This is a genomic window from Pseudomonas sp. TH37 (assembly GCF_016650735.1).
GTDB lineage: Bacteria > Pseudomonadota > Gammaproteobacteria > Pseudomonadales > Pseudomonadaceae > Aquipseudomonas > Aquipseudomonas farris.
The window spans coordinates 602104-621136 of record NZ_JAEKFD010000001.1 but is presented as its reverse complement, the minus strand read 5'-3'; the positions used below and the strand labels follow the sequence as shown (position 1 = coordinate 621136).

At 54.4% G+C, this 19033-nt stretch carries 21 protein-coding genes; 7 read left to right on the top strand and 14 right to left on the bottom strand.

Annotated features, from left to right (window positions below; translation table 11 throughout):
- Positions 1-67: 67 nt before the first annotated feature.
- Positions 68-394, top strand: coding sequence for a DUF2025 family protein (locus tag JFU11_RS02910; RefSeq protein ID WP_030132586.1), 327 nt, complete (start codon positions 68-70; stop codon positions 392-394).
- A 143-nt stretch (positions 395-537) separates the two neighbouring features.
- Here the strand turns inward: JFU11_RS02910 and JFU11_RS02905 are convergent, their stop codons facing one another.
- Together JFU11_RS02905 and JFU11_RS02900 are read right to left on the bottom strand one after the other, a co-directional pair.
- Complete coding sequence (locus JFU11_RS02905) at positions 538-861, bottom strand: antibiotic biosynthesis monooxygenase (RefSeq protein ID WP_123721891.1); 324 nt, start codon at positions 859-861, stop codon at positions 538-540.
- Positions 858-1565, bottom strand: coding sequence for a CTP synthase (locus tag JFU11_RS02900; RefSeq protein WP_123721890.1), 708 nt, complete (start codon positions 1563-1565; stop codon positions 858-860). The genes JFU11_RS02905 and JFU11_RS02900 overlap by 4 nt, the downstream gene beginning before the upstream one ends.
- 15 nt (positions 1566-1580) lie before the next feature.
- Between JFU11_RS02900 and JFU11_RS02895 the strand changes: the two genes are divergently transcribed.
- Positions 1581-2522, top strand: coding sequence for a LysR family transcriptional regulator (locus JFU11_RS02895; RefSeq protein ID WP_201121219.1), 942 nt, complete (start codon positions 1581-1583; stop codon positions 2520-2522).
- Positions 2523-2528: 6 nt separating this feature from the next.
- Here the strand turns inward: JFU11_RS02895 and JFU11_RS02890 are convergent, their stop codons facing one another.
- Positions 2529-3074 carry a DUF1003 domain-containing protein gene (locus JFU11_RS02890; RefSeq protein WP_201059707.1) on the bottom strand — a complete coding sequence of 182 codons (546 nt, stop codon included), beginning with the start codon at positions 3072-3074 and terminating at the stop codon, positions 2529-2531.
- A 141-nt stretch (positions 3075-3215) separates the two neighbouring features.
- Positions 3216-3824 carry a TetR/AcrR family transcriptional regulator gene (locus tag JFU11_RS02885; RefSeq protein ID WP_123721887.1) on the bottom strand — a complete coding sequence of 203 codons (609 nt, stop codon included), beginning with the start codon at positions 3822-3824 and terminating at the stop codon, positions 3216-3218.
- A 214-nt stretch (positions 3825-4038) separates the two neighbouring features.
- Between JFU11_RS02885 and JFU11_RS02880 the strand changes: the two genes are divergently transcribed.
- Positions 4039-5097: an MBL fold metallo-hydrolase gene (locus JFU11_RS02880; RefSeq protein ID WP_123721886.1), complete on the top strand. Its 1059-nt coding sequence runs from the start codon at positions 4039-4041 to the stop codon at positions 5095-5097.
- Between the two features lie 252 nt (positions 5098-5349).
- On the opposite strand, the gene JFU11_RS02875 is transcribed toward JFU11_RS02880, so the two are convergent.
- Together JFU11_RS02875 and JFU11_RS02870 are read right to left on the bottom strand one after the other, a co-directional pair.
- The gene (locus JFU11_RS02875) at positions 5350-5610 is read right to left on the bottom strand and encodes an XRE family transcriptional regulator (protein WP_123721885.1); all 261 of its coding nucleotides are present in this window, start codon (positions 5608-5610) and stop codon (positions 5350-5352) included.
- A gap of 11 nt (positions 5611-5621) precedes the next feature.
- Positions 5622-5939 (bottom strand): helix-turn-helix transcriptional regulator, encoded by a 318-nt coding sequence (locus JFU11_RS02870; protein WP_038979406.1) that lies wholly within the window; start codon positions 5937-5939, stop codon positions 5622-5624.
- Between the two features lie 275 nt (positions 5940-6214).
- Here JFU11_RS02870 and bglX point away from each other — a divergent pair, with 275 nt between their 5' ends.
- Positions 6215-8506 carry a beta-glucosidase BglX gene (gene bglX, locus JFU11_RS02865; RefSeq protein ID WP_201059705.1) on the top strand — a complete coding sequence of 764 codons (2292 nt, stop codon included), beginning with the start codon at positions 6215-6217 and terminating at the stop codon, positions 8504-8506.
- A 154-nt stretch (positions 8507-8660) separates the two neighbouring features.
- On the opposite strand, the gene JFU11_RS02860 is transcribed toward bglX, so the two are convergent.
- Positions 8661-9428, bottom strand: coding sequence for a helix-turn-helix transcriptional regulator (locus JFU11_RS02860; RefSeq protein WP_201059703.1), 768 nt, complete (start codon positions 9426-9428; stop codon positions 8661-8663).
- 112 nt (positions 9429-9540) lie between these two features.
- Between JFU11_RS02860 and JFU11_RS02855 the strand changes: the two genes are divergently transcribed.
- Both JFU11_RS02855 and JFU11_RS02850 read left to right on the top strand, forming a co-directional pair.
- The gene (locus tag JFU11_RS02855; RefSeq protein WP_201059701.1) at positions 9541-10359 is read left to right on the top strand and encodes a sulfite exporter TauE/SafE family protein; all 819 of its coding nucleotides are present in this window, start codon (positions 9541-9543) and stop codon (positions 10357-10359) included.
- Between the two features lie 71 nt (positions 10360-10430).
- The gene (locus JFU11_RS02850; protein ID WP_038979409.1) at positions 10431-10799 is read left to right on the top strand and encodes a hypothetical protein; all 369 of its coding nucleotides are present in this window, start codon (positions 10431-10433) and stop codon (positions 10797-10799) included.
- Here JFU11_RS02850 and JFU11_RS02845 read toward each other — a convergent pair whose 3' ends face one another.
- A complete protein-coding gene (locus JFU11_RS02845; RefSeq protein WP_201059699.1) occupies positions 10800-11789 on the bottom strand; it encodes a hypothetical protein in 990 nt (329 codons plus the stop codon). It lies immediately after the preceding gene.
- A 306-nt stretch (positions 11790-12095) separates the two neighbouring features.
- On the opposite strand from JFU11_RS02845, the gene JFU11_RS02840 reads away from it, so the two are divergent.
- A complete protein-coding gene (locus tag JFU11_RS02840) occupies positions 12096-12908 on the top strand; it encodes an HNH endonuclease (RefSeq protein WP_201059697.1) in 813 nt (270 codons plus the stop codon).
- Positions 12909-13146: 238 nt separating this feature from the next.
- Here JFU11_RS02840 and JFU11_RS02835 read toward each other — a convergent pair whose 3' ends face one another.
- The 6 genes from JFU11_RS02835 to JFU11_RS02810 all read right to left on the bottom strand — a co-directional run bounded on the left by JFU11_RS02835 (position 13147) and on the right by JFU11_RS02810 (position 18742).
- Positions 13147-13662 carry a Bro-N domain-containing protein gene (locus tag JFU11_RS02835; RefSeq protein ID WP_201059695.1) on the bottom strand — a complete coding sequence of 172 codons (516 nt, stop codon included), beginning with the start codon at positions 13660-13662 and terminating at the stop codon, positions 13147-13149.
- Between the two features lie 450 nt (positions 13663-14112).
- Positions 14113-15069: a sce7725 family protein gene (locus JFU11_RS02830; RefSeq protein WP_201059693.1), complete on the bottom strand. Its 957-nt coding sequence runs from the start codon at positions 15067-15069 to the stop codon at positions 14113-14115.
- Positions 15070-15100: 31 nt separating this feature from the next.
- Positions 15101-15958, bottom strand: a complete 858-nt coding sequence (locus JFU11_RS02825) for a sce7726 family protein (protein ID WP_201059691.1) — start codon at positions 15956-15958, stop codon at positions 15101-15103.
- Positions 15959-16117: 159 nt separating this feature from the next.
- Complete coding sequence (locus JFU11_RS02820) at positions 16118-17368, bottom strand: ribonucleotide-diphosphate reductase subunit beta (protein WP_008034875.1); 1251 nt, start codon at positions 17366-17368, stop codon at positions 16118-16120.
- A gap of 655 nt (positions 17369-18023) precedes the next feature.
- On the bottom strand, positions 18024-18296 hold the full coding sequence (locus tag JFU11_RS02815; RefSeq protein WP_201059689.1) for a hypothetical protein: 273 nt from the start codon (positions 18294-18296) through the stop codon (positions 18024-18026).
- Positions 18297-18478: 182 nt separating this feature from the next.
- Entirely contained in the window at positions 18479-18742 is a 264-nt protein-coding gene (locus JFU11_RS02810) for a DUF2790 domain-containing protein (RefSeq protein ID WP_038979415.1), read from the bottom strand.
- Positions 18743-19033: the final 291 nt, after the last annotated feature.

Genomic DNA, 19033 nt, shown 5'->3' with positions numbered 1-19033 from the left:
AATCCATTCGCTTGCCCTGTGTGTAAACCATCGATCACCGGTCCTTCGACCTTTTGTGAGGTTTATCATGCGCATCACTTCCCAGCTCATTTGCCAGGCCGCCGACCAACTCAAAGGCTTCGTTGGCCTCAATCGCAAGACCGGCCAATACATCGTTCGTTTCAGCGAAGACTCGTTCGGCATGGACGTGGCTGATGACGGCATCATCCCCACCAGTGAATTTGTCTGGGCTCCTGGCCCCGAGCAGACCATGACGCTCAAGCGCGAACTGATCCAGCTGCTGCTGGACCAGAACATCGACGACCGGATCAACATCACCGAACCGTTACGGGTGTACATGAATCGGCGGGAAGTGCCGCAGATTACGGCGGTGAGGAGTTTGGTGCGGGGTTGAGGTTTTGTGGTGTTTGTTCTGGCCTCTTCGCGGGCAAGCCCGCTCCCACATTTGATCCCTATTGGGCACAAATCTTGTGTGCGCAGGAGATCCCTGTGGGAGCGGGCTTGCCCGCGAAGACGGCCTCCAGAACACCGCATCATTTACTGTTTGAACGCATACGCCCGCTCAACCCTGCACACCCGCGTATGACACGCCGAATACCAGGTCGACCGCCCGCGCTCACGAATCGCGCTGTGCTCGGGATGGTGTTTCCAGGCCAGGATCGCCGCTTCGCTATCCCAGTAGGACACCGTTATCCCGAGCCCATCCGCACCCCGGGCCGATTCCACGCCAAGGAAGCCGGGTTGCTCCCGGGCCAGTTCCACCATGCGTTCGGCGGCCTGCTCGTAACCGTGATCGCCGTCGGTGCGCAGCGAGGTGAAAATCACGGCGTAGTAAGGCGTTGCCGATGTCTGGGCGATCATGATTTTTGCCTCGCACAAGCCTCGATCAACGCGCGGACCAATGGCGGCAGAATACCCTTGAGCGCGGCGCGTTCCGGTTGGAACAGCGTGGCGACGAAGAACGGATGATCTTTTAGCTCCACCGCCCGCAGATCCCCCGCCGAGTCGTGGCCAACCGCGTGCAACTGCTGTTTCAGTAGCTCCCGTTCAAACTCAGGATTCACGCCATAACGGCAGTGATATCCCTCGCGAATTTCAGCGTTTTCGTACGCCTCGGCAATCAACGAGCCTTCAACCAAATGAATGCTGTCGACGGCCTCCACCAGCGAACAGGTTAGCGGCGTGAGTAATGCTCGCGTCGCATCGGGCGAGGTCTCGCCATGTTCGGCATCCTCCCAGCCCAGAACATTGCGGGCGAATTCGAGTACCGCGTGCTGAAAACCGCCGCAAGTGCCAAGGAAAGGTCGCTGCTGCTCGCGGGCAAAACGGATCGCCCGTAACGCACCGTTCATGTCGCGATAAGGGCTGGCGGGCACGCACCAGAAACCATCGAAGTCATTCAGTGGCGTATCGGCGTTGATGGTATCGGTGGCCAACCATTGGAACTGTATGTCCCTGCCTGAGTGTTCGGCGGCCATGCCGAGGGCGACTGGAATGGCTTGGTGGGCGGTGACCTGAGGGTCGTGATCGCCGATCAGGGCGATGCGGATGGCGTTGGTTTCCATGAGTGATCTCGGCGCTTGTTGATTCCTGGCACCCACTATAGATTGGCGTTCACGCAATCAATATTGGCGCTACCCCAAGTGATCAATGCACCGACGCACTATCTACTGGACTACCCGGACCTGTCCCTGATCCTCGCCCTAGTGCGCGGTGGCTCTCTGGCCCGGGCTTCGGCGTTGTTGAAAGTCGATGTCTCGACGGTGTTTCGCGCCGTCCGCCGTCTGGAAGCCGCGTTGGGCCAGCAACTGTTCGAAAAGAGTCGCTCCGGTTACCTGCCGACCACGCTGGCGCAGACCCTGGCCGAGCAGGCTGAGCGCGCCGAACAAGCGCTGGAGGCGGCGCGCATTGGCGTGGAGCAGGGCGGTGAAGTCATCAGCGGCACCGTGCGCCTGACCTGCACCGATTCAGTCCTGCAAAGTTTATTGTTACCGGCACTGGCGCGGTTCATGCCGTCTTACCCGGCGCTGACCATTGAACTCTGTACCTCCAACGACTTCGCCAACCTCAGCCGTCGCGACGCCGATATCGCCTTGCGGCTGACCCGCACGCCACCCGAGCATTTGGTTGGACGGCGGCTGGCGGATATTTCCTACCGGGTCTGTGCCAGTGCGGCCTATCTGCAATCGGTTGATTCCCACGACCTGGCTGCATTGACCTGGATAGCTCCGGACGACTTCCTGCCCGATCACCCCACCGTCGCCTGGCGACGTCAACAATTGCCTGGCGTGACACCGAGCTATCGCTGCAACAGCATGTTGTCGGTGACCGAGTTGGTACGGGCCGGGCTGGGTGTCGCGGCATTGCCGGACTTCCTCATCGGTGATGGACTGCAACCGTTGTCCGAGCCCTTGCACGGTTACGACACCGCACTGTGGTTGCTCACTCGCCCAGACTGCCGCGCGTTGCGCTCGGTGGTGACGTTGTTCGATGAGTTGGGGCGGGCGCTGAAGTTGCCTTGAGTCGGATCACGCCTTCGGCGGCTCTTTGCCTACGAAGTGTTGATGCATTTCCGACGTCAGGCTTTCGATACGCTCGGTCAGGGTCTTGGTGATTTCGGTGAGCCGGGTGTTTTGCTCCAGCAGTTCCAACAGTTGCGCGGTGTGTCGCGCGGCCTGGGCCTGACGATCGCTGTTGGCCACGGCCAAGGCTTCACGATGTCGCGCATCGGCGTCTGATTGGGCTTTGTCCCGCGCCGCCTGACGCGTCTGGGCCAGCAGAATCAGCGGTGCGGCATAGGCCGCTTGCAGGCTGAATGCCAGGTTAAGCAGGATGAACGGGTACACATCGAAATCGGTCACGCCGGACAAGTTCAGGCAAATCCAGACCACCACGATCAGGGTCTGGGCGCCGAGAAACGTCGGCGTGCCGAAGAACCGCGCAAAGGCCTCGGCGCGCAGGGCAAAACGGTCGGTACCGAAAGTGGGTGCCAGATGATCGTGAGGACGATGGAAGCGCAGGTGATCGACGGGGCCGGTGGTTTCGGTTTGGGTTTCGCGGGTCGGGGTGCTCATAGTGCTCTCTGCATGGCCGCTGGGACTCAGGCTCACTATAGCCCCGGCGCCAGTTTCATTCTGAAACACATTTCGGTGTTTCTACTCAGAGCGATCGGTCAGCGATAAAGCCGCGGACATTGTCATTTTTTGCAGCTCGATTCAGAGCTCATAACAGGCCAGGAACATGTCTAGCGCCGACTCGACAACGGTGTGCTGCATCTCGGGTGACAAGCCTGGCTGGCCCATGGAGATCTGCGGCCAGAACGCAAAGGACTTGAGCAATCCCTGGACCTGTTGCGCGGCGAACTCGGGTGCGACCGGTTTCAACAGGCCATCAGCCTGGGCAGCGCGAATCCACACGGTCAGGCTTTCTTCGCGCTCGCCCATCCGGGTGACCATGTTTTGCGCGCGCTCAGGAGAATGGATGGTGGCGGCGATTGCCACTCGCGCCAGGTCGAGAAAATTGTCATCGGACAGCATCTGCAGTTTCGCCTGCAGCATCAGGCGCAACTGATCGCGCAGGGGCAAGTCAGGGCGATAGGCCGCTTCCTGTTCAGCCGTTACCCGCGCCCACAATTGATTGAGGATTTCGGCGAACAACTCTTCTTTGCTTGGGAAGTGGTTGTACACGGTGCGCTTCGACACGCCAGCGGTGGCGGCGATCTTGTCCATGCTGGTGATGTCGAAACCGTTGGCACGGAATTCGGCAATCGCCGCCTGGATGATGGCTTCGCGTTTACGGTCAGTGAGGCGCTGTGGAGCTGTCATAAATACGCTTAGGCAGGAAGAAGTGGGGAACTACACTTGGTAGTTTACTTGTGATCAGCTTTGATGCAACCTTGGAACTACACTGTGCAGTGTAATGTTTTGTTAATCCTGCCCAGTAAAAAATAGAATCTCCGGCTGAGCGTGCATGCGTTGGCCATTTATCGTCCCACACGGAAGATCGTCAATTGTGCGGTTTTTCTGGAGTCATTCAGTCATGGCCACTTCAACTTCTCCAGCGGATAACGCCTCAACGCCTGAAGCTTCACGACAGGCTCAAGGGCAGTACCGAAACCATATGCCGGTGCAGCGCCAAGGCGTTCGCCAAACCTTGCGCATTCTGTGGAACTTCATTTTCCACAAACCACGCGACACCCGGCCGTCCGCCTCCGTCCCGGTGCAAACCCTGACCCAGGCTGCGTTGATCGCTGCGCCCAACCACAGCGTCTATCGCCTTGGTCATTCCACCGTATTGCTGAAGCTTCGGGACAAATTCTGGATCACCGACCCGGTTTTCGCCGAACGCGCCTCACCGGTGCAGTGGGCCGGCCCCAAGCGTTTCCACCAGCCACCGATCAGTCTCGAAGACCTGCCGCCGATTGAAGCGGTGATCCTCTCCCACGATCACTACGACCACCTCGATTATCAGGCCGTCCTCAAACTGGCGGACAAAACCCGATACTTCCTCACACCGATGGGGGTGGGCGACACCCTGATCAAATGGGGAATCGATGCCAGCAAAGTGCGCCAACTGGATTGGTGGCAGAGCACCGAGGTCGATGGCTTTCAATTCGTCGCCACACCTTCGCAGCACTTTTCCGGTCGTGGCCTGTTCGACGCCAACAGCACCCTTTGGGCATCGTGGGTGATGATCGACGGCGACACGCGGATCTTCTTCAGTGGCGACAGCGGCTACTTCGACGGCTTCAAACGCATCGGCGAACAGTACGGCCCATTCGACCTCACGCTCATGGAAACCGGCGCTTACAACGTCGAGTGGCCGCACGTTCACATGCAGCCCGAGCAAACCCTGCAAGCGCACATAGACCTTAAAGGGCGCTGGTTGCTGCCAATCCACAACGGCACCTTCGACCTGTCGATGCACGCCTGGTACGAACCTTTCGACCGTATTTTGGCGTTGGCCTGGGAGCGGAGCGTGTCGATTACCACACCGCAGATGGGCGAGGCGTTCAATGTGATGTATCCGCAGCGTGGTCATACCTGGTGGCTGGATCTGGAAGGTGTAAGCGATCCGATGGCGCCTCAGAACGCTTGATCTTGATGTTGTGCGGCCGGGCTGCTCGCTATAGGAGCGGCCCTATGCGGCTCAGTTATGCCGTAATGCGATCTGTAGCAGCTGGCGAAGCCTGCGTTCGGCTGCGCAGCAGTCGTAAAATCAGAGATTGCGGTACGTCAGACAGACCGCGTCAGCCGGATTCACGACTGCTGCGCAGCCGAACGCAGGCTTCGCCAGCTGCTACAAAGAGGATGTCGGTGGTATTAGGTGCGGCCCGGGTTTTTGACCCATCTATCTGCGTTCATCCAGCAGCAGGTTTGGATATTCCGAGATCTTTGCCACGGTCAAATCGCGAAATTTTCCACTCAGTATTTCGTCCAGTTCTTCCTGAGACAGTCCGAGCCTTTGCGCAGCCTCGGTCTGACTCAGCCGACCGGTTTCGAGGAGCATGCCGATCTTCATGACGTGTTCGGCTTTGGCCCGCATCTCACTCGCCTCGGGATAGCCCAGCGCCTCATAAACGCAGCTGTTGCTTCCATCGATTTCATTCATCTGCTGACACCTCACTCAACCATCGCATAATCCGCCCGCCCCACCGGATCCGGTGTCGACCCTCGCACATTCATCCCTCTGCCCGGTGCAAACCCCGGGAAGAACACCAGACCTTGCGACTCAAACCGATACGCCAACGCCAGCCGGGTGACATCCAGCACATCGCGTTCCGCCTCGAAACGCTGAATGGCGTCAACGGAAACCCCGGACTCCTCGGATAACTCTTCAACACTCCAGCCCAGCATCGCTCGGGCCTGGGCACAGTGGGCGGGGGTGAACTGGAAGAGGGCGATACGTTCCAGGGTGATTTTCATCGCAAGAGTGGCCATGGTGTTCTCCGGACTCGAGAGTGCTGATTCAAAATGTACTGTGTTTTTGTACAGTTGTTTTGATCCCGGATCAAACTCATTTTTTTGATTGATTACACTTTTCAGTCAGGCAGGAGCTTGGGAGCGACTACGCTGTTTCTATGCGGGATCCCGATAGCTCAGGGCTTTCAGCTCCCGTAGCAGCAATGATTGAACGTCAGCTTTCTGATTTTCAATACAGGGAAAGGTGGCGTTTATGACGCAGTGCGTCACAGCGTTATGCGGGGAAGGGAATCATGAAAAGACTACGTCTGCTTTGTGCCCTGATCGGTTTTACAAGCCTGCCTGTCGTGGCTGATATGGCATCGTTAAGTAAAGAGGCCTTTGTCAGCAACCTGATAAATCAGATGACACTGGAGGAAAAAATCGGCCAACTGCGGCTGATCGCTATTGATGAAAAGATGACGCCCGAAAAAATACGCGAAGAGATCGCCGCCGGGCGAATCGGTGCTACCTACGGCTCTGTAAGCCGCTACGTAAACCGACCCATGCAGGACGCGTCTCAACAAAGCCGTCTGAAAATACCGATGTTTTTTGGCTGGGACGTGATACACGGCCATCGAACCATTTTCCCCATTGGCCTGGCATTGGCCTCCAGCTGGGATATTGCCGCTATCGAGTTAAGCGGTCGCATAGCGGCAAAAGAAGCCAGTGCGGACGGTATCGATATGACCTTCGCCCCGATGATAGATATCGCCCGGGATCCTCGTTGGGGACGCACCTCCGAAGGCTTTGGCGAAGACACCTACCTGGTTTCGCGCATTGCCAAAGCGATGGTTCAGGCCTACCAGGGCACAAGCCCGAATGCACCCGACAGCATCATGGCCAGCGCCAAACACTTTGCGTTGTATGGGGCTGTAGAGGGTGGGCGCGACTACAACAGCGTCGACATGGGCCTGGCCAGAATGCACCAGGATTACCTGCCACCTTATCGTTCGGCCATTGAGGGTGGCGCGGGGGCGATGATGGTGGCGCTTAACTCGATAAATGGCGTGCCAGCCGCTTCAAATGCCTGGTTGATGCAAGACCTGCTTCGCAAAGCATGGGGCTTCAAGGGACTGGTCATCAGCGACCATAACGGGATAAACGATCTGGTCCAGCATGGTGTGGCGAAGAATCACCGCGAAGCGGCCAGGCTCGCGATCAGGGCTGGCGTTGATATGAGCATGAACGATTTCTCCTATGGGCCGGAGCTATCGGGGCTGCTTGAGTCAGGCGCTATTTCCCAGAGCAATATTGATAACGCGGTGCGGGAAGTGCTGGGGGCCAAGTACGACATGGGGCTGTTCGAAGACCCTTACCGGCGCATCGGCATTGCCAGTGAAGACCCCGCTGATAACAACGCCGAATACCGTCTGCACAGAACGCAGGCCCGTGAGGTCGCGCGCAAGACGTTGGTGCTGCTGAAGAATGAAAATTCGCTCTTGCCGTTAAAAAAAGAGGGCGTGATCGCGCTCATAGGCCCATTGGCAAAAAGTACCGTCGACATCATGGGCAGTTGGTCCGCAAGCGGCGTGCCCGCGCAATCAGTGACGATCTACGACGGGCTGAAAAACGCGATGAACCAGGGCTCGCTGATCTATGCCCGAGGCGCCAATCTCGAGGAGGATCAGGAGGTCGTTAAATACCTGGAATACCAGGGAGTGTCCGAAATCGCGAACGACCCTCGTCCGGCAGCTGAAATGATTGACGAAGCGGTGAAGGCTGCACAGCAAGCCGATGTTGTGATTGCGGTGGTGGGCGAGCCCCGCAGTATGTCTCATGAAGCGGCCAGTCGAACCAGCCTTGATCTGCCTGGGCGCCAGAGTGAATTGATCACCGCGCTTAAAGCCACCGGCAAGCCGCTGGTACTGGTATTGATGAATGGCCGACCACTGTCCATCGGCAAGGAGCAGAAACAGGCCGATGCGATTCTGGAAACCTGGTACAGCGGCTCCGAGGGAGGCAACGCCGTTGCCGATGTGTTGTTCGGTGACTACAACCCATCCGGCAAATTACCCATCACCTTTCCACGCTCCGTGGGGCAGATTCCCAATTACTACAGCCACTTGAACACCGGTCGCCCCTACATAGCGGGTGCGCTTCGCAACTACACGTCTCAATATTTCGATCAATCCCACGGTCCGCTTTATCCCTTCGGCTATGGGCTGAGTTATACCGATTTCAGCCTGACCGACATGGCCCTGTCTTCGACCACACTGAACAAGACCGACAATCTCGTCGCCAGCATCATGGTGAAGAACATCGGCCAGCGCGACGGCGAAACGGTGGTTCAACTGTACATCCGCGATGTCGTTGGCTCCGTCAGCCGTCCGGTCAAAGAACTGAAGAACTTTCAAAAAATCATGCTCAAGGCCGGAGAGGAGAAAGCGGTCCATTTCAGCATCAATGAGAACGACTTGAAGTTCTTCAACAGCCAGTTGGAATACGCCGCCGAACCAGGCGAATTCCGGGTGCAAATCGGTCTGGATTCCCAGGATGTGAAGGAGCAGAGTTTTGAGTTGCTGTCAGAACAAGGCAGTGGCTAAGACCGATCAGTAAAGAAAATGAAGTGCCAAGCGCAGAGCCTGTGGGAGCGTGGCTTGCCCGCGAAGAACGATGACGCGTAATACCTGAAAAACCGCGGTGCATTCTTCGCGGGCAAGCCACGCTCCCACAGGTGCTGCGCTTGCCGCGAGCTCTCTATTTCACCCCCTCCAACCAAACGGACGGGGCTTGCCCCAGCACACGACGAAACATCGTCGAGAACGCCGCCGGGCTGTCATAACCAAAATCCAGCGCAATCCGCGTTACCGGCGTGCCCACCGCCAGCCGCGCCAAAGCCAGCACCACACAGGCCCGCTGCCGCCATTGGCTGAAACTCAGGCCAGTCTGCTGGCGGAACAGGCGATTGAAAGTACGCAGGCTGATATGCAACTGATCGGCCCATTGTTGCGGCGATTGGTGAGCGTTCGGTTGCTGGAGAAACATCTGACACAACCCAAGCAGCCGCGAATCCACAGGCAACGGAATGTGCAACGGCAAGTGAGCGCTACGAGCCAGTTCATGCAGCAACAAGTCGATCAGCGCACCGTCGCGCCCGGCCTCGTCGTACTCCAGCGCAACCTCCACCGCCTCCATCAACAAATGCCGCATCAACGGCGAAACACTGATCACCTGGCAGCAATTGCCCAAATCAACCGCCCCCGGTTCGATGTACAAACTGCGGGTGCTCACCCCCAGCATCAACACCTCATGCGCCACCCCCGGCGGAATCCATACCGCCCGCTGCGGCGGCACCACCCAATTGCCATCGTGCGTACTCACCTGCATCACCCCGGTGGCGCCGTACAACAACTGCGCCCGCCAGTGGCTATGGCGCGGCAACAGACGACCGTCGGGGTAATCCGTGCCGATGGCCACCACCGGCCGTGGCGTATCGTCCAGCAGATCAATCGAAACATTGCGCATCGAGCAGCATCCAGCGGTTGGCGTAAACGCAAACATTATTGGCTGACTTGCTGAAGCAGGCCAAGCCCCATCGCTCTATCGTCGGCCACTCTCAACCAACGGACGATGCGCGATGTTCTTCTACCTCTTGCTGGCACTCTTCGGCTGCATGACCGGCGTCACCGCCGTGCTGTTCGGCTTCGGCGGCGGATTCGTCGTCGTGCCCCTGCTGTACCGCATGCTCACGGCCAGCCACGGCGCCGACGATCCCATCAGCCAATCGGCGATGCACATCGCCGTGGCCACCTCGACCTGCGTGATGATCGTCAACGCCCTGATCGCCACCGCAAAACATCACCGCGCCGGTAATCTCATTCGCCATTACGTGTGGCCGTTGGGCGGGTTCATCGGCCTGGGCGCTATCGTCGGAGCCGTTGCTGCGATGTGGGCGAGTGGCGAGCTGATCCGTTTTGCCTTCATCGCCTACCTCGGCGTGACGATTCTGGACTGCCTGTTCCGACGCGGTTTTCTCACACAGCCTGACGCCGTAATCCCACGGCGATTGGGCAGGGCAGAAGTGTCTGGCGGCGGTGTAGGCATCGGCACCATCGCCACGTTTCTCGGCGTGGGCGGCAGCGTCATGACCGTGCCGTTGCTGCGGCGTTGTGGGCTGAGCATGTCTCGAGCGACGTCCATGGCCAATCCGTTGAGTCTGCCGGTTGCGGTGGCCGGGACGCTGACTTACTTGGCGATGGCGGGGTTTGCCGAGTTTGATCTGGGGCTGTGGTTTGTCGGTTATGTGGATGTGCTGGCGTTTGCGGTGCTGACGGTTGGGGCGTTGGTGGGGATTCGCCTGGCCACGCCGTGGATCGGGCGGATACCGGATCGGGTGCATGCGCGGGTTTATATTGGTTTGCTGGTTTTGGTGATGCTGAGTATGTGCGCCAAGTGAGCTTGGAATCAGTCGGCTTATTCGCAAGAATAGGACTTAGCACTGTTCAAGATTTCACGCAGGAGAATGTCATGCCGATCCTCGAAAGCGACTGGAAGAAATTCAAGGAACTGCGCAAGATCGCGCTCGATCGATTTTGCCAAGGTGTTCTTGCCGATGCCAAAACGATTGCCCAACACGGGGCGCTGTCAGCTCACGCTCGATACGGAATGCTCTATGGATTGATCCAGGATCGGAACAAGGACATGGCCCAGGCCTTTGACCATAACAGTCAATCCCGTTCAAGTGCGCTCAGAGGCTTGTGGTTGATGGTCATGCACGACTTGCTGACCGACGCCGAATTATCAGTTCTCAGTGAAGATGCGCTGGACTACATCTCGGAGGTTGTTCGCCAACCCTATGAGCTTGAATGGGTTGACGAGATTGTGAGGCAGGATTGATCACTTATCAGCCAACCCCGGCGCTTCCCGAATAATGAAGTGATCCAGGTTCTCAATATTGGCACTGAACACCCCGAACGTTTGTTCGGGGTTTTTCTTGCTCGGCACCTGCTTCAACTCCGGCGTCACCCCATAAAAGAAACAATACAACTGCGCGTCACTGTCGACGGCATGCTTGATCTCTTCCAGAAACGCTTTGCGCTTGCGGTAGTTGTCGATCAGCTTCTTGCTCAGATAAACATTCACCGAGTAAGGCTTCTTCTTCGCCTCGTCCGGTTGCTTGAACCAGACTTTCTGTTCGAAATCGATGCGAAAGCTCTGCGTGTAATCCTTGATCTCCTTGATCTTGCCCCAGTAAATCAGCCCCTTGTTGTCTTGCAGGTATTCGATCTTCTTGAAGAACGACCCATAAGGCGCCGTGTGCTCGCCAATCTTCAGCGGCATGCGCTTGAGCAGCTCCTTGTCCTCGAAGTTCGACACAAAACACTCCACCGGGTGGGCGAAGACACTGGTCTTGTCCGGCGCCGACTCCCGGCTCGGATGCTCGACGTTACTGGCCGCTGAAGGCTCTCGCGGCTCATCGCGCATAACATCCGCCGCCACCGCCGTGCTGGACGGCTTACGCACATACTCACGCCGAGTCAGCAACAACTCCGACGGAAAATGCTCCTCCCGACTGTCATCCGATTCCGCACCGTCCGCGTCCAGACCCGACGCCGGCGTCTTCAGACTGACATAAGGACAACCCTCGACATGCCGTGTGCTGGGAATGTTCTTGAAATGCGGCGTGCGCACGTAATTCACGTTCTTGGCGTTGAACGTGCCCAACACGTTGGTCGTATCAAACGCTGAACGGCAGGCATCGTTGGGGCACTGGAAGTGCTCCTTGGCGGAATCGAACTCCATGGTTTCGTCGAAATTCAAATCGCGCACGTCATAGATCGACAGCTTGTCGTCGAGGCTGAGGCAGTAGGCGAGGTCGAATTTCATGGTGGGCTCGGGTCCGCGAGAGGGAAGGGTATTAATAGCGGGAGGGGCGTGATAGCGCACCTCTTAATTCGTCAATACCTTCAATCTTGCGTGCGCGTGGCACGTTTGGCCTCGCTCACGATGAGGTGCAGTTACGATTTTGCTATCTACGGCATCTGTTAAAAAGGAGATGTTTCTGCGGGTTTTGATTGAGCTGCTAGAGCGAAACTCTCCCTTTGCTGATTGAAATGTGGGGGTTTTTCGCGAAGCTTGTAGGAATTTTCTTGTTGTTTGGTAGGCTTCATCTTCTGTTACGAGGATGAATGGATGCCAGTTGTCATTGCCGAAAATGATGTATCGAAGTGGTCCGATAAAACCGGGGCCCGGTATCACTTCCCGAAGCAGTACAGACCGGTGCTCTCCGAAGGAATGGAGGTGCTTTACTACAAAGGGAAAATGAAAAATAAGGCTTTTTCGGATCAGCGCCTGAGTGCGAACCCACACTATTTTGGTGTTGCTCGAGTAGGGAAGATATATGCGGACAAGGACAGCACAAAGGGTGATCTGTTTGCTGATATTGAGGATTTCAAACCTTTTGAGTCTGCAGTCCCGAACAAAATTGATGGAGAATACCTTGAGCCAATTCCTCAAAGGCTAAAAAACAATTATTGGCGCAGAAGTGTTCGGGAAATTGATCAAGCCGTATTTGACAGAATTTGCTCTCACGCGGTGCTGAAGGCGCAACTGGATGACGGTTCTAGCCCAATCGATGGCGCGCAGGAATTTGAGACTAGAGTTACCGGCACTGAAGGGAAAAAAGTCGCCTATTACGGCGTCAGATATGAGCGTAAACAAAAGCTTAGGCTGCAAGCAATCGAAATTCATGGACTTCGATGTAACGCCTGTGAATTTGATTTTGAGAAGGCTTACGGCGAGCACGCGAAAGGCTTTATCCACGTACACCACGTGAAGCCCATTTCTGAATATGAAGAAGACCAAGTGGTCGATCCAGCGACCGACATGATTACACTCTGCGCAAATTGCCACGCGGTTGTTCATAAGAAGCCCAACCAGCTGCTGAGCGTTGAACAACTGAAAGGCATTCTCAGTGGGCGTTGGGTTTTCGACGACTTAACCTAAGGTAGTTGTGTGGTGTAAGAGGAGGGTTGCAGGGAAATTTGAGATGATTTACTTGTCGGATGACTGAAGACTCCGACTCCTGATCACTCCAACTTGGGATATCGATACAATTGCCCGAGGGTTGAAAACCTTCGGGCAATACTTATTGGTCATCAAAGCTGTCTACGAATTGCTAAGAATAGCTACGGATTTCGCAGGCATTCCTAAAAAAACACGGCGCCTAGCCCATCGAATGCTTCTACGACTGAAACACCTGAGCGACCCTCCGCCACCATGGCTTCGATACATCCACCCGACCTTGAGTCTGATCGTTTAACAGGTAAGGCATGTCCCGTAACCGAATCCAACCTTCATTCTGCCAATGCAGCAGACTCAACGACATTTCCGGCCAATTCAACAAGCTCAACATCGGCCGATCCGAATTTTCAGATTGCTCCGCATCGCGCAAGGCCGGCACCACCTGATGGGTCAACCACTCACGTAGCAAGCGATTCCCTGGAACGTAGTGATACACCAGCAGCGCATAGACACCGGACTCGCTGAGCATCAGCTGTTTTTCTGGTTGCCGAAAATATTCAATCCACAAAACGCGACGCTGATCTTTGTCTAATTTGCTGACCATACGATCACTCAAATGGACACCCATCAATCGGCCAATATCGCGGGCGCAGAACCATGGTTGGTTTTCTAGGAGGAGGGCGTGGAGGGAGAGGTTGTGACGGGTAAAGACTATGGGGTTGTGTGAGTCAGACATGATCAGCCTCCCGAGTAGGGAGCATTATTTGAGCAGTAAAGCTGTAGGTGATTTCCTTCAATAAGAAGGGAAAAAGCTTAGGCATATCCATTACCTCTACTTGATAGCTTTCTTAGGGCTAAGGCGCCGGGAGTTAAGAAACCCCAAGTAGAAGGCCGGACATATTCCCCTTACGGGTCTTGTATTAGCCCACTCCCGACATAGCAGAGGTTTTTCGCGCCCACGGTAAATCCGTAGGCACAAAAAAGCCGCATCTTTCGGGAGCGGTCAGGCCGCTACTTGAGGCGTTTCTTAGGCGCCGGAGGAGGGAGCGTAGGAGCATTTTCTGCGAGGGTCAAGAGCCGAGTTCTGATTCAGTCTGGTAGGAGATGATTTATTGCTTGGTTTCAGCTGCGAGCGCCAAGGTGTTGGCCGAGTGAGAAGATAAAACACTCGGCTATTTGTTTTTTCTTAAAGCCTGTTATTCAGTACGTCAAGCATCAATTGGATGTGATGTTTTATTTGGTATTCTTTGTTTTTTCCTAGTCCAGACCATGTGCTTTGCTTAACGTGATCATCGTAGGCTTGTAAACTGCTATTCCAGCCAAACTCATTAGGTAGGACTTTTACTTGCTTTGTTAGCTTTTTCGCCATCTGCAAGAATTTTGTTTCTGCATCGCTTACGTTTCTGTCAGTGTCATCTGAAACGAAGTGCTCTATCCAAATATCTGAAGTGTTAGAGTTTTTGAAGGTGATATGGCTGGCTACTGCACCGGGTTTGCCACCGCCGATTTCTAACTTGCGACCAGTAATTGTGTAGTCTCCAATCGCATAAATGTTGTTACCGACATTTTTATGCTTGTCGGTAAACAGCTCTCTGCCACTATAGTCAGCGTTGCGGTCTAATTTATTGAAGAAATCGCGAGTATCGATGATTTTGTTTTTTGGAATTTCGGCGAGCTGTGCTGTGGAGATTTTATCGTTTAGTATTACGTGAAATAAAATTTGATTCAGTGCTGCGTTTGTTTTTATTTCCACTTCGCTTAGGGTAGGGTTGTTGTAGAGGAGGGCAACTTCTTTCTTGTTGTAATGGGATAGGAAGTTTTTTACGTCATTCTGCGTTGTTGTGGAATCTATGCAGTAAGCGGGTATTAGAGTTGTGTGGCTGTCGAACAAGCTCTGAATGCTAGTAATTAAGTTGTTTTGTGTTAGTGCGTTGTTAGAGTATTCGTGTTGGGTCGGGTTCGTAAGGATTACCAGCGCCTTTTTATCTTTTCCAAATGCATCCATGCAACGATGTATAGCGCCAGTATCAGCTAATACAGGCTCTATTATTGGGATTAGTCCTGTTAGATCTGTTTTTTCACTGATCAAAGATCTTAGTGCTAGTAGCTCTGAGCCTCGGCCATAAAGATATGGACTATACATATTGCTTTCCTTGCTGTTTGGGTTGGGGTTGTCAGTTTAACTTGGTTTCCAGTGCGCTGAGCAGTTTGGCTCTTTGTGGGCGTGAAAGAGAAGAAGAATATCCGAGCACTCTTAAGTGGTTAGGAAGGCTTCTCATAAAGTTAACTATTTCAGGGCTAGTTGTTCGTTTGCGCATCGCGTTGATGTAAATATTGTGAGCTGATTCTTTGCTTAGTTTTAAGAATATTTTCTCGCAATGAGTTCTAATGATTCCATTAGGTAGCTCTATTTTTCTTTCAATTAGCCTTTCTAATGCTGGTAGAAATTCATCCCTGCGTAGCATTCTGAATATGATTTGTTGGTCGATATTGTTTATGTTGCTAGTGGCTGGTTTTACTTCAGAGAGGCTTCCCTTGGTTGTTAGTGAAAGAACTCCAATGTGTGGTTCGGCTTTCTCAGCGTAGCGCTTCGCATGTTGTGGATGCGTAACGATATAAATTTTATCAAAGGCCTTGGTGTAATCAGGAGTTTGAGATATAAGTCGTCTCGGACTGTCGAATTCAGTTTTTATTTCGTATGCTGTAGATGTGCCATTGAATACAGCCGCATCTACTATAGATCTGCCTACTGGCAGTTCTATTGACAGCGCAGAAGTGGAAGGGCTGTGTCGACCAAATACTATTCGATCCGCAATCGCGGATTTATATATGTATTCATTTCTATAGTTTTTACTGATTAAATTGTAGACGTACGCATACAACTTGCTGGGTGTTTCAGGTGGGTGTGATTCTAATACGTTTAAGTAATGTTTAAAAATGTTACGAGGGTCATCGCCGCGAGCAAGCGAAGTGAATGTAGTACGGTTGAGAATCCTTGCTAGGAATCGTGCGTGTTCTATATCAGGTTGCATGCCGATTTCCGATATGTGTGGTGAGGCTACCGCAGTGTAGCAGGTGAAATCTGAGGCGATAAGGGGAGATGCAAAGACTGACTATCTTGAATCGCACGATGAGGGCCATAAAAAAGGGCTACCAATGGTAGCCCTTGCGGTAATTCAGCGTTATGCGAATCAATCCCAGCTCAAAGCCCCACCAGTCTGATACTCAATAACCCGAGTCTCAAAGAAATTCTTCTCTTTCTTCAAGTCCATAATCTCGCTCATCCAAGGGAACGGGTTAGTCGTCCCTGGATACTCTTCCTTCAAACCAATCTGGCTCAAACGACGGTTAGCAATAAACTTCAGGTAATCCTCCATCATCGCCGCATTCATGCCCAACACCCCACGAGGCATGGTGTCACGAGCGTATTCGATCTCCAGCTGAGTACCTTGCAGAATCATCTGCGAAGCTTCTTCCTTCATTTCAGCATCCCACAAATGCGGGTTTTCGATTTTGATCTGGTTGATCACGTCGATGCCGAAGTTCAGGTGCATGGATTCGTCGCGCAGGATGTACTGGAACTGCTCGGCGACGCCGGTCATTTTGTTGCGGCGGCCCATGGAGAGGATCTGGGTGAAGCCGCAGTAGAAGAAGATGCCTTCCAGAACGCAGTAGTAGGCGATCAGGTTGCGCAGCAATTCTTTGTCGGTTTCGACGGTGCCGGTTTCGAATTTCGGATCGGAGATCGAACGGGTGTATTTGAGGCCCCAGGTGGCTTTTTTCGCGACCGATGGGATCTCGTGGTACATGTTGAAGATCTCGCCTTCATCCATGGCCAACGATTCGATGCAGTACTGGTAGGCGTGGGTGTGGATCGCCTCTTCGAACGCCTGGCGCAGGATGTACTGGCGGCATTCCGGGTTGGTGATCAGGCGGTACACGGCCAGAACCAGGTTGTTGGCAACCAGGGAGTCGGCGGTGGAGAAGAAGCCGAGGTTGCGCATCACGATGCGGCGCTCGTCGTCGGTCAGGCCTTCCGGGTCTTTCCAGAGGGCGATGTCGGCGGTCATGTTGACTTCTTGCGGCATCCAGTGGTTTGCGCAGCCGTCCAGGTACTTCTGCCATGCCCAGTCGTACTTGAATGGGACGAGCTGGTTGAGGTCGGCGCGGCAGTTGATCATGCGCTTTTCGTCGACAGCCACACGGGCGGAGGCGCCTTCGAGTTCGGCGAGGCCTTCGGCGATGTCGAGGTTGTCCAAGGCAGCTTTTGCACGGGCGATTGCGGCGGAGTCGGACGCGGTAACAGCGCGAGCTTCTTGAGCAGCGACACCACCAGCGGTGTCGAGTCGGTCCATGTTGGCTTCAGTCGCGTGGCCGGCGTTGGCGCCTTTTACCACGGTCTCGCCGCTGTCTTCTTTGTCGAATTCGTCCCAGCTCAGCATGACGTGTCGTCTCCTGCGTGAGGGCCAGATTGCCCGTGTGAAAACTGATAGGTTGGTTTTTCACACAGCCGTTTCTGGCCGCGTTGGATCTAAAGGAAATCGTTTTTTGCAGCAGTACAACGCAGGCAATAAACAGAATTTTGTACGGGTGTTCCGAAGCCGCTGATGGGCGCAAATAACGTGAGTCGCTCTGCGTGGGCTTCAGACTGGCTTTTCACCCCTGTAAGGGAATATTGCAGGCCCGTTTAAGTCCGCATTATAAGGAAATTTTCGGCCCCGTGGTGCGGCGAAATGGCACCCGGCGTGGTCGGCGAGGGACGTTTTCAGGTTGGAGCGAGGGTTTACAGGGCTTTGGCGCAGGAAGTTTTTTTTTCGTCTGTTTTGGCTGGTTTTTGACGGTGAGAGCAAGGTGTTCGCGTGGTTATGGTCTGGTGTTGTGTTGCAAGCCAGGTGGGGCGGGGCTTTCAGGGGAGGGGAGGGGTTTTGTGGGCGGGATTGTGTGCAGTTTTTGGCTGAAAATGTTCTTGGAATAGGTTGCTCAAAAAACAACCAAAAACGGCATTTTTTACTACATGTAGTGGTTTTGGTCGATTTCTGACCACTCCAGACACAACTAAGCCCGACCGAAGTCGGGCTGTGATGTCGCGTTCAGTTTTCAGCTGAAACGAGCTGCACCTACGTGGTCAGCACCATCGGCAGCGAGCTTGGCAGCGCCAGTGTGATCAAAACCATCAGCCGCGACCTTGGCAGCGCCAGTGCGATCAAAACCATCAGAAGCGAAAGAAGCCGAACCAGTATGGTCGTAACCATCAGAAGCGACAGCCGCTTCAGTGAAAGTAGCCGAGCCAGTGCGGTTGTAGCCATCGGCGGCGAAGGTGTTAGCGGCCAGGACGGAAAGGGTCAGGGCGAGGATCAGTTTGGTTTTCATGGTAGTGGCTCCAGGTTCGTTGGCGTTTTGTGCCTTGGGTGTGGAATTCATCCTACGCCAACTATTTTGATTAAAAAGCGCAAATAAACGCTTAAAACAATCGTGTTTGTCGATATAAGGCCCGGCGCTTCATCTGTCTTTAAAAAGGATGGGGCGAGCCTTGGGAGATAGAAGGGGGCGGATCAGCCGTTAGAACAGCCGTTACCCATGACGCTGTAGCGCAGAATGTGCCGCTGACCTTTGGAGTCGTCGTACTCCATTTTGGCTGGAACCACTTCGCAGACATTCGGGATTTCGCTCATCGATATGACTTTGGCGATGTCCAGGTGGGTGGAGTAGGTGTATTCCTCAATGGCGGGTTGTTGCTGTGCGACATCAGTCGGGACCTCGTCCGCCATGGCGGTTGCGCACAGACTGCTGAGGGCCAGAACCAATAAAGCTTTCATTTCAAATTTACCTTTCTTAGGTCGAATGGGGTCACGCAATCTTTTTGGGATCGCGTGTGGAGCTTTAATAAAGAGTTTTGGATTAACTGCCTTCGTGGGGGCTGTAACTGGGTTAATCACGTTGCCTTGTTGGCGAGACCGATTTTAGGCCTGGGGGTGGCGTGCATATAGCCGTGCTTTTGATAAACACCTTTGGCAGATTTGGTAACAATCCCCGAAAAGGTACGACATTTATTTTGCTGCGACGCACGACCTGTAGCAGCTGGCGAAGCCTGCGTTCGGCTGCGAAGC

Excerpts from the sequence above, each read along its gene's own strand:
- JFU11_RS02890 (WP_201059707.1), bottom strand. The coding sequence starts at position 3,074 with ATGAGCACCCCGACCCGCGAAACCCAAACCGAAACCACCGGCCCCGTC.
- bglX (WP_201059705.1), top strand. The coding sequence starts at position 6,215 with ATGAAAAGACTACGTCTGCTTTGTGCCCTGATCGGTTTTACAAGCCTG.
- JFU11_RS02820 (WP_008034875.1), bottom strand. The coding sequence starts at position 17,368 with ATGCTGAGCTGGGACGAATTCGACAAAGAAGACAGCGGCGAGACCGTG.
- JFU11_RS02885 (WP_123721887.1), bottom strand. The coding sequence starts at position 3,824 with ATGACAGCTCCACAGCGCCTCACTGACCGTAAACGCGAAGCCATCATC.
- JFU11_RS02830 (WP_201059693.1), bottom strand. The coding sequence starts at position 15,069 with ATGTATAGTCCATATCTTTATGGCCGAGGCTCAGAGCTACTAGCACTA.
- JFU11_RS02825 (WP_201059691.1), bottom strand. The coding sequence starts at position 15,958 with ATGCAACCTGATATAGAACACGCACGATTCCTAGCAAGGATTCTCAAC.
- JFU11_RS02900 (WP_123721890.1), bottom strand. The coding sequence starts at position 1,565 with ATGGAAACCAACGCCATCCGCATCGCCCTGATCGGCGATCACGACCCT.
- JFU11_RS02815 (WP_201059689.1), bottom strand. The coding sequence starts at position 18,296 with ATGAAAACCAAACTGATCCTCGCCCTGACCCTTTCCGTCCTGGCCGCT.
- JFU11_RS02875 (WP_123721885.1), bottom strand. The coding sequence starts at position 5,610 with ATGAATGAAATCGATGGAAGCAACAGCTGCGTTTATGAGGCGCTGGGC.
- JFU11_RS02880 (WP_123721886.1), top strand. The coding sequence starts at position 4,039 with ATGGCCACTTCAACTTCTCCAGCGGATAACGCCTCAACGCCTGAAGCT.
- JFU11_RS02840 (WP_201059697.1), top strand. The coding sequence starts at position 12,096 with ATGCCAGTTGTCATTGCCGAAAATGATGTATCGAAGTGGTCCGATAAA.
- JFU11_RS02870 (WP_038979406.1), bottom strand. The coding sequence starts at position 5,939 with ATGGCCACTCTTGCGATGAAAATCACCCTGGAACGTATCGCCCTCTTC.
- JFU11_RS02810 (WP_038979415.1), bottom strand. The coding sequence starts at position 18,742 with ATGAAAGCTTTATTGGTTCTGGCCCTCAGCAGTCTGTGCGCAACCGCC.
- JFU11_RS02835 (WP_201059695.1), bottom strand. The coding sequence starts at position 13,662 with ATGTCTGACTCACACAACCCCATAGTCTTTACCCGTCACAACCTCTCC.
- JFU11_RS02850 (WP_038979409.1), top strand. The coding sequence starts at position 10,431 with ATGCCGATCCTCGAAAGCGACTGGAAGAAATTCAAGGAACTGCGCAAG.
- JFU11_RS02905 (WP_123721891.1), bottom strand. The coding sequence starts at position 861 with ATGATCGCCCAGACATCGGCAACGCCTTACTACGCCGTGATTTTCACC.
- JFU11_RS02910 (WP_030132586.1), top strand. The coding sequence starts at position 68 with ATGCGCATCACTTCCCAGCTCATTTGCCAGGCCGCCGACCAACTCAAA.
- JFU11_RS02855 (WP_201059701.1), top strand. The coding sequence starts at position 9,541 with ATGTTCTTCTACCTCTTGCTGGCACTCTTCGGCTGCATGACCGGCGTC.
- JFU11_RS02845 (WP_201059699.1), bottom strand. The coding sequence starts at position 11,789 with ATGAAATTCGACCTCGCCTACTGCCTCAGCCTCGACGACAAGCTGTCG.
- JFU11_RS02860 (WP_201059703.1), bottom strand. The coding sequence starts at position 9,428 with ATGCGCAATGTTTCGATTGATCTGCTGGACGATACGCCACGGCCGGTG.